This is a genomic window from Paenibacillus sp. 01T431, from assembly GCF_056398625.1.
Genome location: NZ_JBFTPT010000003.1, coordinates 149,240 through 164,906, shown reverse-complemented (window position 1 = coordinate 164,906; position 15,667 = coordinate 149,240). Strand labels below are relative to the sequence as shown.

13 protein-coding genes are annotated in these 15,667 nt (G+C 47.5%); 2 read left to right on the top strand and 11 right to left on the bottom strand.

Annotation, left to right across the window (positions count from 1 at the left end; translation table 11 throughout):
* Positions 1 to 113: 113 nt before the first annotated feature.
* From AC1DM9_RS05750 to AC1DM9_RS05705, 10 genes are all read right to left on the bottom strand, one after another.
* The gene (locus tag AC1DM9_RS05750; protein WP_477579311.1) at positions 114 to 788 is read right to left on the bottom strand and encodes a FadR/GntR family transcriptional regulator; all 675 of its coding nucleotides are present in this window, start codon (positions 786 to 788) and stop codon (positions 114 to 116) included.
* 129 nt (positions 789 to 917) lie between these two features.
* The gene (locus AC1DM9_RS05745; protein WP_477579018.1) at positions 918 to 1,643 is read right to left on the bottom strand and encodes a LutC/YkgG family protein; all 726 of its coding nucleotides are present in this window, start codon (positions 1,641 to 1,643) and stop codon (positions 918 to 920) included.
* The gene (locus AC1DM9_RS05740) at positions 1,636 to 3,165 is read right to left on the bottom strand and encodes a LutB/LldF family L-lactate oxidation iron-sulfur protein (RefSeq protein WP_477579016.1); all 1,530 of its coding nucleotides are present in this window, start codon (positions 3,163 to 3,165) and stop codon (positions 1,636 to 1,638) included. Before AC1DM9_RS05740 ends, AC1DM9_RS05745 begins: the two co-directional genes overlap by 8 nt.
* Position 3,166: 1 nt before the next feature.
* Entirely contained in the window at positions 3,167 to 3,889 is a 723-nt protein-coding gene (locus AC1DM9_RS05735) for a (Fe-S)-binding protein (protein WP_477579014.1), read from the bottom strand.
* Positions 3,890 to 5,090: 1,201 nt separating this feature from the next.
* Positions 5,091 to 5,849: a DeoR/GlpR family DNA-binding transcription regulator gene (locus AC1DM9_RS05730; protein WP_430054191.1), complete on the bottom strand. Its 759-nt coding sequence runs from the start codon at positions 5,847 to 5,849 to the stop codon at positions 5,091 to 5,093.
* A 37-nt stretch (positions 5,850 to 5,886) separates the two neighbouring features.
* Complete coding sequence (locus AC1DM9_RS05725; RefSeq protein ID WP_477579011.1) at positions 5,887 to 7,356, bottom strand: rhamnulokinase; 1,470 nt, start codon at positions 7,354 to 7,356, stop codon at positions 5,887 to 5,889.
* Positions 7,353 to 8,573, bottom strand: coding sequence for an L-rhamnose isomerase (rhaI, locus tag AC1DM9_RS05720; RefSeq protein WP_441881464.1), 1,221 nt, complete (start codon positions 8,571 to 8,573; stop codon positions 7,353 to 7,355). The genes AC1DM9_RS05725 and rhaI overlap by 4 nt, the downstream gene beginning before the upstream one ends.
* 31 nt (positions 8,574 to 8,604) lie before the next feature.
* Complete coding sequence (locus AC1DM9_RS05715; RefSeq protein ID WP_477511317.1) at positions 8,605 to 8,976, bottom strand: sensory rhodopsin transducer; 372 nt, start codon at positions 8,974 to 8,976, stop codon at positions 8,605 to 8,607.
* A 13-nt stretch (positions 8,977 to 8,989) separates the two neighbouring features.
* Positions 8,990 to 11,059, bottom strand: a complete 2,070-nt coding sequence (locus AC1DM9_RS05710; protein WP_477579009.1) for a bifunctional aldolase/short-chain dehydrogenase — start codon at positions 11,057 to 11,059, stop codon at positions 8,990 to 8,992.
* A gap of 256 nt (positions 11,060 to 11,315) precedes the next feature.
* A complete protein-coding gene (locus AC1DM9_RS05705; RefSeq protein ID WP_076266748.1) occupies positions 11,316 to 12,221 on the bottom strand; it encodes an ArsR/SmtB family transcription factor in 906 nt (301 codons plus the stop codon).
* A gap of 183 nt (positions 12,222 to 12,404) precedes the next feature.
* Between AC1DM9_RS05705 and AC1DM9_RS05700 the strand changes: the two genes are divergently transcribed.
* Positions 12,405 to 13,571, top strand: coding sequence for an iron-containing alcohol dehydrogenase (locus AC1DM9_RS05700; protein WP_477550009.1), 1,167 nt, complete (start codon positions 12,405 to 12,407; stop codon positions 13,569 to 13,571).
* 16 nt (positions 13,572 to 13,587) lie between these two features.
* Positions 13,588 to 14,415, top strand: coding sequence for an aldo/keto reductase (locus AC1DM9_RS05695; protein ID WP_441881476.1), 828 nt, complete (start codon positions 13,588 to 13,590; stop codon positions 14,413 to 14,415).
* Between the two features lie 63 nt (positions 14,416 to 14,478).
* On the opposite strand, the gene AC1DM9_RS05690 is transcribed toward AC1DM9_RS05695, so the two are convergent.
* Entirely contained in the window at positions 14,479 to 15,639 is a 1,161-nt protein-coding gene (locus AC1DM9_RS05690; protein ID WP_477579006.1) for a sn-glycerol-1-phosphate dehydrogenase, read from the bottom strand.
* Positions 15,640 to 15,667: the final 28 nt, after the last annotated feature.

Below are 15,667 nucleotides of genomic sequence, written 5' to 3'. Positions count from 1 at the left end.
TTCCGACAGCCATAATGATGGTATGTGCGGAAATCGGGCTTTTTAAATGTTGACTGGCCGACAGTACTATTGAAAAACATCTTATCGCATGCTATTCAAGGATTCTCCTTCAACTAGCCCTCTCCCAAATGCTTCAGCACGATGCTCTCAACATGCTTCAAATGCTGCTTCATTCGCTCAGCTGCAAGCTCAGGGTCCTTTTTCGCAATCGCTTCAACTATTGTAGAATGCTCCCTATAAAGTCGTTCCGCTACAGCCGCGCTCGAATAAAGCTCCACCCGCCTAATGTCATGGATAGCTGTTTCGATATGATTCATAATCGATTCGAACAAACGTACCATGATCGTGTTATGGGTCGCATTGGCAAGCGTGAGATGAAATCGTAGATCCAGTCTCTCACCTTCGGACTCATCACCAGCGGCACGCTCCATCTCATCGATAATTTGGCTCAGCTGTTTAAGATCCTCATCCGTATGCTTTACAGCCGCGATTGCAGCATTGGAAACCTCAAGAGATTCGCGAGCTTCCAGTAATTCCAGCACCGTCTTTCGGTTCATACGAAGAGACGCTAGCTCCGGCAGCTCCATATCAATCGGTACGCTGCGAATGACGCGACAACCGCCTCCTTGCCGAATTTCAATCAAGCCCATCGCTTTAAGTGCGCTCAGCGCTTCGCGGGTAGTCGATCGCCCTACCCCAAATTGTTCGGACATTTGTTTCGTAGATGGAAGCTTATCTCCTACTTTTAATTTGCCATCTATAATAAGACGCTTCACTTGCTCGGTAATTTCCTCGTAATGATTGCGTTTTGACAGCTTCTCTACTTCTAATGACGCAATAACCTCTCACCTCCAACCTTAAACGGCATGCACTGCCTTCTAACAACGTCAAGCCGCTTCTCCTACCTTACTTTACAGCTACCCGACTAACAGCGCATACACGATGCCTGGTCCGTGAACACCGATAGTCAAATCATTCTCAATATCGGATGAGCGACTTGGGCCAGTAATAAAATGAATACCTGCTGGCAGCTGCTCGCGTCCCGCTTCATCAAACGTCACGAGCACTTCGCCAAGCCTCGTTTTTAAACGTTCAATCGGGATAATAATAATAAGTACGGTTGGCAGCAAACTGACGGACCGCCCTTTATTCGGAGCTGATAATACGGTAACCGAACCCGTATAGGCAACAGCATGATCCGCGATCACGATGCCAAAATCTGCTTCAGCTGCACGAGCGCGCCAATGCTGCTCAACATCCGTATTCCACACCGATACCTGCGAATCCTTCAAAGCGCCTTCAAGATCGAGCTCATCCAGCTCTGGCTGGTTTTGACGAATAATATATTTAGCACTCATTTCCTCCGCTTTGGAAACGATAAAGGATTTCACATCATCCATCGATGGAAGACGTGCTACATGACCGCCTACTGAAAGAAAATTGTCTGTAAATTGTTTGATTCGCTCTTCTTCCGGCCATTCGAATGAGTTCCAGAAATCGGGAGCTCCGCGAAATGGATGCTGCGGCTTATGTGTCATTCGCGGATGTCTCAGCTTAGCCGCAATATCATTCATAAAAAGCTCCTGTTTCGCCCTTGAATCGGCTTCAAGCTTTTCCAGCCATTGTTTATGTGTCTCAGCCATGACCATGTCCTCCTTTACCTTGCTTCTCCTCATGCTCACGATTACGTACAAGCTCCTCCATCCGATTTTGCATCGACGGCTCCATCTGTTTTAGACCCTGCTTCAGCTCTTGATCAAGCGTATCCCAGCGATCACGGAACGATTCCTTCGGCAGGCTAGGTGTCACACGATAGGTGTTCCAGCCCTTTAGCGGCCCAAGCTTCGTCTTAATGACGCCGCTTCGTACAACGAGCTTCTGACCGAGCTTACCGAGTCGCAGTACCCCGCCAAGTCGCGAGGAATTTCCCATAACGGTGGCGAAGCCTTGCATACCGATGGACTCCATTTTGCTGCCATTTCCACTTTCCACCTTGCGTCTGCGTAAATAAACAAGCATATCATGAAGGGGGATTTTGACCGGACATGCCTCATAGCAAGCGCCGCATAAGCTGGAAGCATTGGCGACATCATCCCATTCGGCGATGTTTTTGTTCAAGGACGGCGTAAGCACGGCTCCAATTGGTCCGCTATACGTGCTGCCATAAGCATGACCGCCAATGTGGCGATATACCGGACAAGCATTCAGACATGCACCGCAGCGAATACAATTGAGCAGCTCTTGGAACTCCGGATCGCCAAGCTGCAAAGAACGGCCATTATCAATTATAATGATGTGCATTTCGTCCGGGCCGTCTGCATCCTCGGAGCGGCGCGGGCCTGTAATGCCATTCATATACATCGTCAGCTTTTGTCCTGTTGCCGAGCGCGGCAGCAATGTAGCCATCACCTCAAGATCAGACCACGATGGAATGATTCGCTCCATACCCATCAACGTAATTTGCGTTTTAGGGACGGTACTCACCATTCGAGCATTGCCTTCATTTTCAAAAAGCACCATCGATCCCGTCTCCGCAATCGCAAAGTTGCAGCCGGTCATGCCGATCTCAGCCTCCAAAAACTTCTCGCGCAGCTTTTTGCGAACGAAGCCTGCAAGCGCCGTCGTATCCGGCGGCAGCGTATAGCCCGCCTCTTTGGAGAGCAATTCAGCGATTTGATAACGGTTTTTGTGAATGGCTGGGATGACGATGTGGGATGGCATTTCACCTGCAAGCTGAATAATATATTCGCCTAAGTCGGTTTCTACCGCTTCAACGCCAATGGATTCAAGCGCATGATTAAGATGCAGCTCCTCTGAAACCATTGACTTGGATTTGACGACCGACTTCGCATTCGCATGCTCTGCTATGTCTAACGTCAGCTTGACCGCTTCCTCAGCCGTACTCGCAAAATGAATATGAACGCCGTTTGCGCGGGCATTGTTCACAAACAGATTCAAATAATAATCCAAATGCGCGATCGTATGGAGACGAATTTGTCTGCCCCGCTCCCGCCATTCTTCCCAATTCCCGTGCTCGTCAGTCGCTTTTTTCTTCCCATTGCGCAGCCGTTCTGTAGTGAATCGCACCGCTTTGCGCAAAAATTCGTCGTTGAGGGCAATATCCGCTCTTGCTTTTACTGTAGCTTCCTTTTTCACGACAGCCATCTTATTTCACCCCTTCATATAGCAGCTCAGCCAAGTGCATAACACGGACGGGTTCGTTGCGATAACGCAGGTTTCCAGCAATGTTGAGTAAACAAGCCATATCTAGCCCGACCAACACTTCCGCTTCCGTCTCCAGCACATGATCGACCTTCTCCGTCACCATTGCTCCAGAAATATCAGCCATCTTGACAGCGAATGTTCCGCCAAAACCGCAGCAATCCTCAGCAAATGGGAGCGGTACGAGCTCAAGTCCCTTCACATTCTGAATAAGCGCAAGCGGCTCATCCTTTACACCAAGAATTCGACTGCCATGGCAGGAAGGATGATAGGTCACTTTATGAGGAAATGCAGCGCCAACATCGGTAACGCCAAGCACCTGCACCAGAAACTGTGTGAATTCATAAGACTTGCTCTGAAGCTTGTTGGCCCGGTTCAGCATGACCGGATCATCCTCGAACAGCTTCGGATAATGGTGAATCATTCCCGTGCAGGAGCCTGATGGTGAAATAACGAAGTCGCTGTCTTCAAACGCATCCAATATCGTTTTGGCAGACTCCCTCGCTTCCTTCCAATAGCCGCTATTGTAGGCCGGCTGTCCACAGCAGGTTTGCACCGTCGGAAACTCCAATGAAACACCGTACTTTGCCAGCAAGCGCACCATCGCTTCGCCGACCCTTGGATATAACGCATCGCTTAAGCAAGTAATAAATAATGAGACCTTCATACCCGCACCCCTTTCGTAACTTATACCTCTATAATATCAGGTTGTCAGACAAGTTTGGTGAAAATTTTTTATGTGATAAATGTTTTAGATGTAAGAACACATATGCGCTTTCCAGCTCTCTTTCGTAGGTAACCAAACTGCCGCTGTATTCTGTAAGCACATATAGGTGCTTACAGACTCTCAACAATGTAACTTTTACGGCCAGAACACATATGCGCTTACAGCTCTCTTTCGTAGGTAACCAGCCTGTTAAGTTGCTCTGTAAGCACCTATTGGTGCTTACAAGCACTCTGAAACGCCACATTTCCCGCTGTAAGAACACATATGCGCTTACAGCATTCTTTTGTAGGTAACCAGCCTGTTAAGTTGCTCAATAAGCACCTATATGTGCTTACAAGCACTCTGAAACGCCACATTTCCCGCTGTAAGAACACATATGCGCTTAAAGCTCTCTTTCGTGGGTAACCAGCCTGTTAAGTTGCTCAATAAGCATAGATAGGTGCTTACAAGCACTCAGAAACGCCACTTTTACCGCTGTAAGAACACATATGCGCTTACAGCATTTTTTCGTAGGTAACCAGCCTGTTAAGTTGCTCAATAAGCACTTATTTGTGCTTACAAGCACTCAGAAACGCATCTTTTACCGCTGTAAGCACACATATGCGCTTACAGCATTCTTTCGTAGGTAACCAGCCTGTTAAATTGCTCAATAAGCACCTATTTGTGCTTACAAGCACTCAGAAACGCATCTTTTACCGCTGTAAGAACTCATATGCGCTTAAAGCTCTCTTTAGTAGGTAACCTGCCAGTTAAATTGCTCAATAAGAACTTATATGTGCTTACAAGCACTCAGAAACGCCACTTTTAACGCTGTAAGAACACATATGCGCTTACAGCATTCTTTCGTAGGTAACCAGCCAGTTAAGTTGCACAATAAGCACCTATATGTGCTTACAAGCACTCAGAAACGCCACTTTTACCGCTGTAAGAACACATATGCGCTTACAGCATTCTTTCGTAGGTAACCTGCCAATTAAATTTGCTCAATAAGCGCCTATTGGTGCTAACTGACACTCAGAAACGCCTCTTTTACCGCTGTAAGAACATATAAACTCTTACAGCTCACTTTCGCCAGTAGTAACCCTATACTATACAACAATAATGGCGCTGCGCTTCTACTGAAGCCAGCGCCATCTATGCTCTACACCGTTGTAACGGAAATTTGTTTTTCCTTAAGCTGTGATAAGATCGCTGCCGGCAGCCGCTCATCCGTAATGATTGCATCCACATCATCTAAATCCGCCACATGGGTAAATGCTTGAACGCCGAACTTGCTGGAGTCGGCGACCAGAATAACTTGATCCGCCATACCTACCATTTTGTGCTTGATGCGTGCTTGCAGCTCGTTCGACTCGCTTACGCCGCGCTCCAAATGAACACCTTTGCAGGAGAGAAATGCTTTATCCACATGATATGCATCAAGAGAACGCTCGGCTAACGGACCAACATAGGACAATGAACGCGAAGCCAAAATGCCGCCCGTCGAGATCACTTCAATCTTCTCTTTGCTGCTCAGCTCCATCGCAACTTTGATGGAGTTGGTTAGCACCGTTAGAGGAATATCCGGCATGCTTGCCGCCATATACCAAGCCGTCGAGCTCGCATCAAGCAAAATACGCTCATTCGGCTGAATCAACTTAATCGCTTCCACAGCAATTCGTTTTTTCTCCTCCGCATGCGTAATCTCCCGCTCGAAATACGGAATTTCCGGCTGCTGATCCTTTACGCTAACCGCACCGCCATGGGAGCGGCGCAAACGTCCGGCTTGCTCCAAGCGGTCAAGGTCACGCCGAATCGTTTCCTCGGTCACCTGACATAGCTCGCTCAGCTCCGTAACCCGGATGCTGCCTCTCTCATTTACCAGCTGTACAATTTTATCGTATCGTTCATGGACCAGCATAACGTACCTCTTTCTTACTTATATTTGTATTCGCTGCTTAAGCGATTCCTGTTGTTTCTTTAAAAGCACGATATGCGCTCTCCCAAGCCTCATGCTGCTCTGGCTCATACACATCAACTGGGAATGACTCGCGTATCACTTTGCGCGCTTCCCAAATGTCAGCAAGCTGACCATTGGCAATCCACTGCACAATCATGTTGCCTATTGCGCTTCCTTCCACGGGTCCTGCCCATACCGGCTTGCCAATCGCATTTGCAGTCCATTGGCAAAGCAGCGTATTTTGAATGCCGCCGCCAACCATATGCAAACCGCTGAACGCTTGACCAGACAATTGCTCTGTTAACTCTAGCACATTTCGGTACTTCAAGGCTAAGCTCTCCAAAATACACCGAACAATCGCCCCTGTATCAGCAGGTGCCGTCTGCCTTGTGCGCAAACAATACTCCGTTATTCTAGCAGGCATATCACCCGGGTGCAAAAACAACGGATCATCCGGATCAATAAACGCAGCGAATGGTTTAGCTTCTTCGGCAAGCTTTACTAATTCGGGGAACGTATAAGAAATTCCTGCCCGCTCCCATGAACGTCTGCATTCCTGCAAAATCCACAGCCCCATAATGTTCTTCAGCAAACGATACGTGCCATAAACGCCGCCTTCGTTCGTAAAGTTCAGCTTCTGCGACAATTCATTAATGACTGGCTCGTCGACTTCTGTACCCATAAGCGACCAAGTGCCGCAGCTTAAGTAAGCAAATGACTTTTCAAGTGCAGGTACTGCGACAACCGCTGAGCCCGTATCATGCTCCGCTGCTGCATAAACAGGAACGGACTCTATGCCAAGCTCCTCGCAAAGGGAAGCTCGCAAGCTGCCAACCTTCGCCCCTGGCTGTACAACCTCACCAAACAGTTCCGGCGAAATGCCAATCGAGCGAATCAGTTCCTCGTCCCAGCTGCCTGCAACAGGGTTATACAGCTGAGTTGTCGTTGCGTTGGAAAATTCATTATATTTCTCACCCGTCAAAAAATAACGGAGCAAATCCGGAATCATTAGAAAATGTTTGGCATCCCGCAGCAGCGGTGAATCTGCCTTCTTCAAAGCAGCCAGCTGGTAAATCGTATTAAACGGCAGAAACTGAATACCCGTCTTCGCAAATATCCCCGTTGCCGTCAATTCCTTTACTACCTGCTCCATTACGCCATCAGTATGATGATCGCGATAATGATAAGGATTGCCAAGCAGCTCCCCATTACTTCCAATCAAGCCAAAATCAACGGCCCAAGAATCAATCGCAAGGCTGTCCAGCGTAATATCGCGATGCTTAACTAGCAGCAGCGCTTGCTTTAACTCATGAAGCAGTCGCAAAATATCCCAGTGCAGTCGATCGCCGACCTGCACCGGATCATTGGAGAACCGGTGCAGCTCCTCTACCTCGATCTTGCCATTATTCAGCCTGCCAAGCAGCGCTCTTCCGCTGCTTGCTCCGAGATCGTAAGCAAGGATGGTCACCAGCTGGCACCGCCCTTGCCTCTCGCCAATATGTCTTTGCCATAGCTGCTGCTTAGGTATGCTTTCATTGGATCATGCGGCAAGCCCTGCTCTTCGCGAATCGTGTGCAAAAGCGGTGTAACATCGAATTCGAATGCGCGGCGCACAGCATCCTCAGCGCCAAGAACATCATTGCGTTCAGCAGCATCATTTACTTCATCATGGTTAATGAGYAGCGCCTTTGCCAGCTGGGTTTGCACATTCAGGACGGAGCGGAGCATGGCAGGGATTTTTTGCTCGATATTATGCGACTGGTCAATCATATAAGTAATGCTCTCTGCATTGCCGCGAACAGCAGCATCCGCATCGCCTGCAGCACTCAAGATTTGATAGAAAATCAAGAACAGCTCATAAGGATTCACAGAACCTACAATGAGATCATCATCCGCATATTTGCGGCTGTTGAAGTGGAAACCTCCCAAACGTTTCTCGTCCAGCAAATAAGCAACGATATGCTCGATGTTTGCGCCTGGCAGATGGTGGCCAGTATCAACAAGCACTTCCGCTTGCGGCCCTAGCTTTTGCGCCAAGTTGTAAGCCATGCCCCAGTCGGCAAGATCCGTATGGTAGAACGCCGGCTCGAAACATTTGTATTCAATGAGCATACGCATGTCCGGAGTCATTGCACTATACATTTCGGCCAAAGCTTCCTGCATCCAAGCTTTACGCTTGCGGATATGTCCTTGACCTGGATAGTTTGTACCGTCGGCGAACCATAAGCTAAATTCACGCGAGCCCGTTTCCTTGGCAATATCCACGCATTCAAGCAAGTGATCAGTCGCTTTCCGGCGCACTGCAGCATCGGAATTCGTTACGCTTCCAAGCATATAGTCTTCATCTTGGAATAGATTCGGATTTACCGCTCCAATCGAGAGTCCAAGATCTTCCGCATGACTTCTAAGCTTGCCGTAATCCTCTACCTTATCCCAAGGAATATGGATAGCGATAGACGGAGCGATTCCTGTCAAACGATGCACCTGTGCAGCATCCTCAAATTTCTCAAACGGATTGCGAGGCACGCCTTCCTTCTGAAATACCTTAAAACGAGTACCGGAATCACCATAGCCCCATGAAGGTGTTTCGATTTTGAGCGCTTTCAATTTTGCTTTTACCTCTTCAATGTTAATGCCTCTTTCTTTCTGCTGCTCCTCAAAAAACGTATAAGCGCGATCAGTCATTATGGAACACCCTCTCATTTATATTTTCAACCTATTTGATTGGAAAAGCCATCGTAGACATCAACGTATTCTCTGCCTGCGTCGAATCTAATCTGCTGTATTGTACAATGATTGGAATATTGCTCAGCACCTCAATGGCGTAAGGAACGCCGATTGGAATCGACGCCCCTTCCTTCATTAATGTGCTGGTGCGTATATGGTTTGTTCGTCTGCCAGGAACAACAACTTGAATATCTTCCATCGGCTCGCGATCCTCAAAATAAATCGTAATATGAATAATGGCTTCTTCGGTGGAGCAATTCAACACGCATATCGATTCATGGCTGGTAAGCGTTCCCGTGCTGTCTGGCGGTATATAACCATCCGGTATATACCAAGATTTCTCGCCTCTCCCTTGGATCATATCGCCTAACCTCCTAACGGGTGAATGCAGCGGGTACGCCGCCGTCAATAGTTAACATACAGCCTGTCGTTTTATCTGCTTTGGAGGAGGCAAAAAATGCAATGCCCTCTGCGATGTCGCGCGGATAAATGTTGACGAGCAGCGTCGTGCGCTTGCGGTAGTATTCTTCCAGCTGATCTGGCTCAATGCCATAAGCCGCTGCACGTTCATTGCGCCAGCTGCCGTTCCAAATCGCCGACCCCTGCAAAATCGCATCCGGCAAAATCGTATTTACACGAATGCCGAATTCGCCGCCCTCAGCTGCGATGCAGCGTGCCAAATGAGCTTCAAGCGCCTTGGCTGAGCTATAAGCTGATGCATTTTTACCCGCGTACACAGAGTTTTTCGATCCGATGAACACCATGTTGCCGCCAATGCATTGCTGCTTCATTAATTTAAACGCTTCGCGAGCGACCAGGAAATAACCTGTTCCAAGCACATTCATATTCAAATTCCATTCCTTAAGCGATGTCTCATCGAATGGGCTTGAAGTCGCAAGACCAGCGTTGTTTACGATAATGTCCACGCCGCCGTAAGCAAGTGCTGTCTCTGCATAAGCAGTTTTGACCTGCTCTTCGCTCGTTACATCCATTTTCACTGCTGTTGCTCGGCATTCGCCAAATTTCTCGTTAATCTCTGAGGCAACCTTTTGCGCGCCTTCAAGATTAAGATCTGCAAGCACAACATGCGCACCCTCTGATACTAAACGGCGTGCTGTTTCACTTCCGATACCGCCAGCGCCGCCTGTAATGAAAGCAACCTTGCGTGAAAATTCCGTTTCAGCTGGAGCAAGAGACAATTTGTATAGCTCTAATGGCCAGTATTCCACGTTGTACGACTCGTTCTCGCTAAGCGATACGAAATCACCTAATGCTGTTGCGCCGCGCATCACGGCAATCGCACGGTGGTATAGCGCTCCGCTCACTTGTGCCATCGCCCAGCTCTTGCCGGTGTTGATCATACCGATACCCGGAATTAGAATTACGCGAGGCGCTGCTTCAAACATGACGTCGCCTTCATTTTTGTTGCGTTCAAAATAAGCTTTATATTGCTCTTTGTATGCAGCGATTCCTTCTGATAGTTTCGCCTTCAAACCATCGATATCCTCTGCATTTGGCTTCCAGTCAATAAACAATGGAACAACCTTCGTATGCACCAAATGATCCGGGCATGCAGCGCCGACCTGCGATAATGTTGGAGAATTATTCCCGCTTACGAATGCAAGCACATCCGCTTCATCGTCAAATGTCAAAATCATCTTCTTCGCATCGCTCACTGCGCCGCGAATTGTAGGCATAACCTGTGCAGCTACGCTTTTGCGAACATCGGCTTCGAGCACCTCGTATTTCACGCCGCCAAACAACGAAGCCTCGTCAAAACGAGATTCAATGAATGCCTCTGCCTCGGAAATGATTTTGATCGTTTGTGCGTAACATTCCTCGCTTGTCTCGCCCCAAGTAACAAGGCCGTGCTTTTCCATCAGCACTAGCTCGGCATTTGGATTGGCAAGAACACCATCGGCAATCATTTTGGAGAGATTGAAGCCTGGACGTACATAAGGAACCCAGACGAAACGGTCGCCGAAAATTTCCTTCGCAAGCGCTTTGCCGTTATCCGCACAGCACAAGCTAATAATAGAATCGGGATGTGTATGATCCACATGTTTGAATGGAAGAAAAGCATGCAATAGCGTTTCAATTGACGCACGCGGGTGCTTCGAATCGATCATGCAGTTGACAAGGTAAGCAACCATCTCTTCGTCCGGCATTTCAGCACGTTCAAATAATGGACGGATATCATCCATCCGCAGTCCAGTAAAATTGCCTGCTTTCATAGAAGCAAGATCCGAACCGCTGCCCTTCACATACATCACTTCAACGTCGCGACCGCGGAAATCTTTTACGATTGTTTTGCTAGACGTATTGCCGCCGCCGTAATTGCAAACTCTGCGATCTGCACCAATGATGTTGGAGCGATATACGAGCTCAGCCAATCCGCCTTCCAACTGCGATGCTTTTTCGTTTTCCCACAAACTTTGTACCATGGATATACCTCCGAATGATGTTTTGTATTTGTTTGAATCGATCATATCACATTTGTTTCTGTTTGAATACGATTATTTCAAACACAAACAAAAATGTATATTTGTCGTTTTCTTTTTATTTTTTTGACTAAACAAGCTATTCCCACAGTTACGGGCAGCAAGCATGTACTTAGTGGACAAACAAAAAAAGATGCCCCTCAAGGTTGTAAAAAACCTAAAGGGGCATCTCTTCATTATATACACTACGCAGCATGCCTTACTGGCAGCGCAGCGTCACTTCAATATCTTGGTTATAATTCCCGAATCCTTTGCCAAACAGCGTAACGCCGCCGCAATTTCTCGTCGTTGTGCTGGATGAGATGCGGAATAAAATTTCTTTGTCATAAGCGAGCATTAGCTCGCCAATCGTAACATCAGATACTTTTATCCCGTCAATGTAAGATCCTTGCTGATTGACGCGAATCGTTTTCATAAATCCATACTGAATATTTTTATGCCACCACTCGGGAGTATACAACCCTCGTGAGCTTCCAAAATCGCCTGGATACGTCCACGTTCCAACACCGACACCGTTAATCGTAAAAGCAATATCCGATGGCAGGTGGTTGACGCTGCAAGGCGTGTCCGAACAGATCTCCATCGCAATTTCGAGCGACTCTGGCATTTCGTTATTCACCATATAATTAGGTATACGGTATTCCACAAATCCTGAACCGAACCATAAGACTTTGGCATGGACATGCTCTGGATCGGCAAAATAACGTGGATCATCGCACATCCCGATCATTTGAGTATCGGATGCCAGTCCACAGGTTGGTTTAATTTGGTACGATGAATAATGTCCCACGGGAAGTGAAACCGAGTAACGCTTCGTTTCGTCCGTGACGGGTTCACTCTTAAAAACCAACATCGCCTGCGACAGCTGGAGATGGCATATCTTTTGCATGCCGCGCTTGCCCGCCACGCTTTCGCTGCGAACAATGCCGGCTTCCTCCAGCATATGAATATGTCTTGTAACGATAGGAGACTTTATATCTAGCGCCTCGGATAAGCTTTTTATATTCATAGGCTGCACGCCTAGCAATTCAATCATTTTGACCCGTGTGTGTGATGAGAAGCATTCAAGAAACTTCATATTGCGGCTGCTCACTTCAATTTCCATTGCTGCTTCCCCTGTCTCTAGCTAATTTCAAATCATTATATAACTAAAAAGTTATCCTTTCAACACTTCCCTGCTCCACCTTGACTTATGGAGTAGAATTCACTAAAATAAACGGCGTATACATAACTCAAAAGATATTTAGTTACCTTTTTAGTTATCTAAATAGTTTTAGGAGGAATTAAGATGAACTCATTTCAATTCGTTAATCCAACTCATATTGTGTTTGGTGAAGGTACAGCCAAGCAAGTAGGCCAATTAACCTCCAAATACGGCAAAACGGTCCTGCTCGTTTACGGATCAGGCAGCGTCAAAAAAACAGGCTTGTACGATCAAACCGTAAGCCTTCTTCAAGAAGCTGGCATCAAAGTGCACGAGCTTCCTAATATTGAACCAAACCCGCGTTTAACTACCGTCAAAAAAGGGATCGACATTTGCCGCGCGGAAGGCGTTGATTTCATTCTAGCCGTTGGCGGAGGCAGCGTTATTGATGCAGCCAAAGCTATCGCTGCAGGTGTTCCTTATGAAGGCGATGTATGGGATTTCTTTACAGGCAAAGCTGTTATTCAAAAAGCGCTTCCGCTTGGTACGATTTTGACACTGGCTGCAACAGGTTCGGAAATGAACGGCTCTTCGGTCGTTACGAACTGGGAAGAAAACTTAAAGCGTGCTTTTGGCAGCTCGCATACGTATCCGGCGTTCTCGATTCTCGATCCTACGCTTACGTACACGGTTCCTCGCAACCATACCGTTAACGGCGCTGTGGACATCATGTCACATGTGTTCGAGCAATATTTCAGCTTAACGCCAAATACTCCGCTGCAGGAGCGCTTCTGCGAGTCCATTTTGCAAACGGTAATTGAGAATGTTGAGCTAGCTCTTGCAAACCCTGAGGATGCGGCTGCTCGCGCGAACCTTATGTGGTGTGGTACGATGGCTTTGAATGGCGGTCTTATCAGCGTTGGCATGAGCAATGACTGGGCTTCGCACGGCATTGAGCATGAAGTGAGCGCCATTTACGATATTCCGCACGGCGCAGGCTTGGCTGTTATTTTCCCGAACTGGATGAAGTACGTTTATGAAGAGCGGGTGGATCGTTTCGTTCAATATGCAACTCGTGTATGGAATGTGAATCCAGAAGGAAAATCAGACAACGAAATCGCTCTTGAAGGCATTCAAGCCACTCGTGATTTCTTCACGAAAATTGGTGCTGAGTCACGTCTTGCCGACTTCGAGATCGGAAGCGACAAACTGGATCGCATGGCTGAGGAAGCTGTACGTTATGGCACGATTGGTTCATTCAAGCGTTTGGAAAAACAAGATGTTAAAGCTATTTTGGAATTATCACTTTAACTGGAGGTTACGATAAATGACTCATGCCCTAACAGCACATACCACATTAAGTAACGGTGTAAAAATGCCTTGGCTTGGTCTTGGCGTATGGAAAGTGAAAGATGATGGCGAAGCGGAAAGAACGGTCGCCTCTGCGATTGAAGCTGGTTATAGAAGCATCGATACAGCAGCAGCTTACAATAATGAAGAGGGTGTTGGCGCTGGTATTCGCAACAGCGGGATCGCGCGCGACGAAATTTTTGTAACGACAAAAATTTGGAATGCTCATCAAGGCTACGATTCCACGCTGACTGCCTTTGAAGACAGCAGACGGAAACTTGGCATTGAAGTTGTTGATCTATTGCTCATCCACTGGCCTGTAAAGGATAAGTACTTGGAAACTTGGCGCGCGCTTGAAAAGCTTTACCGTGACGGTTATGTACGTGCAATTGGCGTGAGCAACTTCCAAATCCATCATCTACAGGATGTCATTACAGCAGGTGAATTTGTTCCTATGGTCAATCAAGTGGAATACCACCCGCTTCTTACACAAACGGAGCTTCACGCTTTTGCCAAGAGCCGCAGCATTCAGCTAATGGCTTGGAGCCCGCTTATGCAAGGAAACCTGGATCAAAGCGTGCTCGCTGATATTGCTGCCAAATACGGCAAATCGCCTGCTCAAGTGGTGCTTCGTTGGGATCTGCAAAACGAGGTCGTTACGATACCAAAATCGATTACTCCGGCACGCATTAAAGAAAATGGAGATATTTTCGATTTCACGCTAACGTCTGAGGAAATGGCTCAAATCAGCGCGCTTAACCAAGATCACCGTTTTGGCCCAGATCCAGATAATTTCAACTTCTAAATTAAATCACTCCAAAATAATAACGGCTCCATCCTTGTTTCAAAGGATGGAGCCGTTTTTTGCTTAAATGGAATTATACACGCTTAGTAACGTATATCTGTTTGGCCTAACGAGATGGGCTTTCTGCAAACTTGCCGTGAGCAGCTCCGTATCGACCCCGAGCTCCTCCGTCGTTGTCGGACCGCCAACCTGCTTTAGCCACGCTCTAATTTGGGCTTCATCCGGAAGTGCGGCAATGGACTCCCGTACCTTCTCAGGATTAGCTGTAAAAGCTAGACCTTCTTCTTCAGCAGCAAGCTGGTGATATAGCTTGGAAATTTCCGCGCAGGCTACGCCAACCTTTGCACCGTGCAGCAGCTGCCTTTTGCCAAGGCGAATATATTCCATTTCCCAGAAATGCGACAAATGATGCTCTGATCCGGACGCCGAATGCGATTGACCGAATAAGAGCATGGCAAGGCCGGACTCAATAAGCGCTTCAATAAGTATGCGAATGCCTTGCTGGTCCCGGGTAGCAATTAAAGAAGCATTCTCTACACATTTGTTAAGTGCAATACGCGTAATTTCAGCAACCTCTTCTGAATAGGGCTCACCGCCTTCAGCTGCGCCAAAGCTCCAATCAAATAACGATGTATATTTTCCCAGCATATCGCCAAAACCAGCAGCTACCATGACTGCTGGCGCCGCTGCGAGGATTTCCAAATCAGCAAATATCGCATCGGGGCCAATGGCCGCGATCGTCTTCTTCTCGCCGCGAATTATAATCGGCGCTCCTTTGGAATTGAAGCCGTCAACAGATGGCGCAGTCGGAACAGATACAAAGGGAATGCCCGCTGTATAAGCGGCATAACGAGAAATATCATGTATCGTTCCCGAGCCTGCTGCAATGACTACCTGTGCTTTGCGCAGTTGAATGTCCAATAAGAGCTGCACGATCGATGCTTCATCCGCAATGACATCGCCTTGACGGTCCGCCTTTATGATCGTCACATGAACAGAAACACCTTGCGCTGCAATGGCTTCCTCAAGTTGTTTCCCAGCAATGCTGTATGTAATCGCATCCGCAGCAATAACAACCTGACTATACTGCTTTTCCTTTATATATGGAGCTACCGCTTGAAGGGCACCCGCTTCGACAAGCAAAGGGTTTATTTCAATCGCTCGCAACGTTTCTTCATCAAAGCCTGCTGCTAGCTTTTGCACTCTATCAATAAGGTTTGACATGGGCTATGCCTCATTTCGTAGTGTAATA

Bases quoted from the DNA above. Each gene is read 5' to 3' on its own strand.
- AC1DM9_RS05695 (WP_441881476.1), top strand. From the start codon at position 13,588: ATGACTCATGCCCTAACAGCACATACCACATTAAGTAACGGTGTAAAA.
- AC1DM9_RS05710 (WP_477579009.1), bottom strand. From the start codon at position 11,059: ATGGTACAAAGTTTGTGGGAAAACGAAAAAGCATCGCAGTTGGAAGGC.
- AC1DM9_RS05730 (WP_430054191.1), bottom strand. From the start codon at position 5,849: ATGCTGGTCCATGAACGATACGATAAAATTGTACAGCTGGTAAATGAG.
- AC1DM9_RS05745 (WP_477579018.1), bottom strand. From the start codon at position 1,643: ATGGCTGAGACACATAAACAATGGCTGGAAAAGCTTGAAGCCGATTCA.
- AC1DM9_RS05735 (WP_477579014.1), bottom strand. From the start codon at position 3,889: ATGAAGGTCTCATTATTTATTACTTGCTTAAGCGATGCGTTATATCCA.
- AC1DM9_RS05715 (WP_477511317.1), bottom strand. From the start codon at position 8,976: ATGATCCAAGGGAGAGGCGAGAAATCTTGGTATATACCGGATGGTTAT.
- AC1DM9_RS05700 (WP_477550009.1), top strand. From the start codon at position 12,405: ATGAACTCATTTCAATTCGTTAATCCAACTCATATTGTGTTTGGTGAA.
- AC1DM9_RS05690 (WP_477579006.1), bottom strand. From the start codon at position 15,639: ATGTCAAACCTTATTGATAGAGTGCAAAAGCTAGCAGCAGGCTTTGAT.
- AC1DM9_RS05740 (WP_477579016.1), bottom strand. From the start codon at position 3,165: ATGGCTGTCGTGAAAAAGGAAGCTACAGTAAAAGCAAGAGCGGATATT.
- AC1DM9_RS05705 (WP_076266748.1), bottom strand. From the start codon at position 12,221: ATGGAAATTGAAGTGAGCAGCCGCAATATGAAGTTTCTTGAATGCTTC.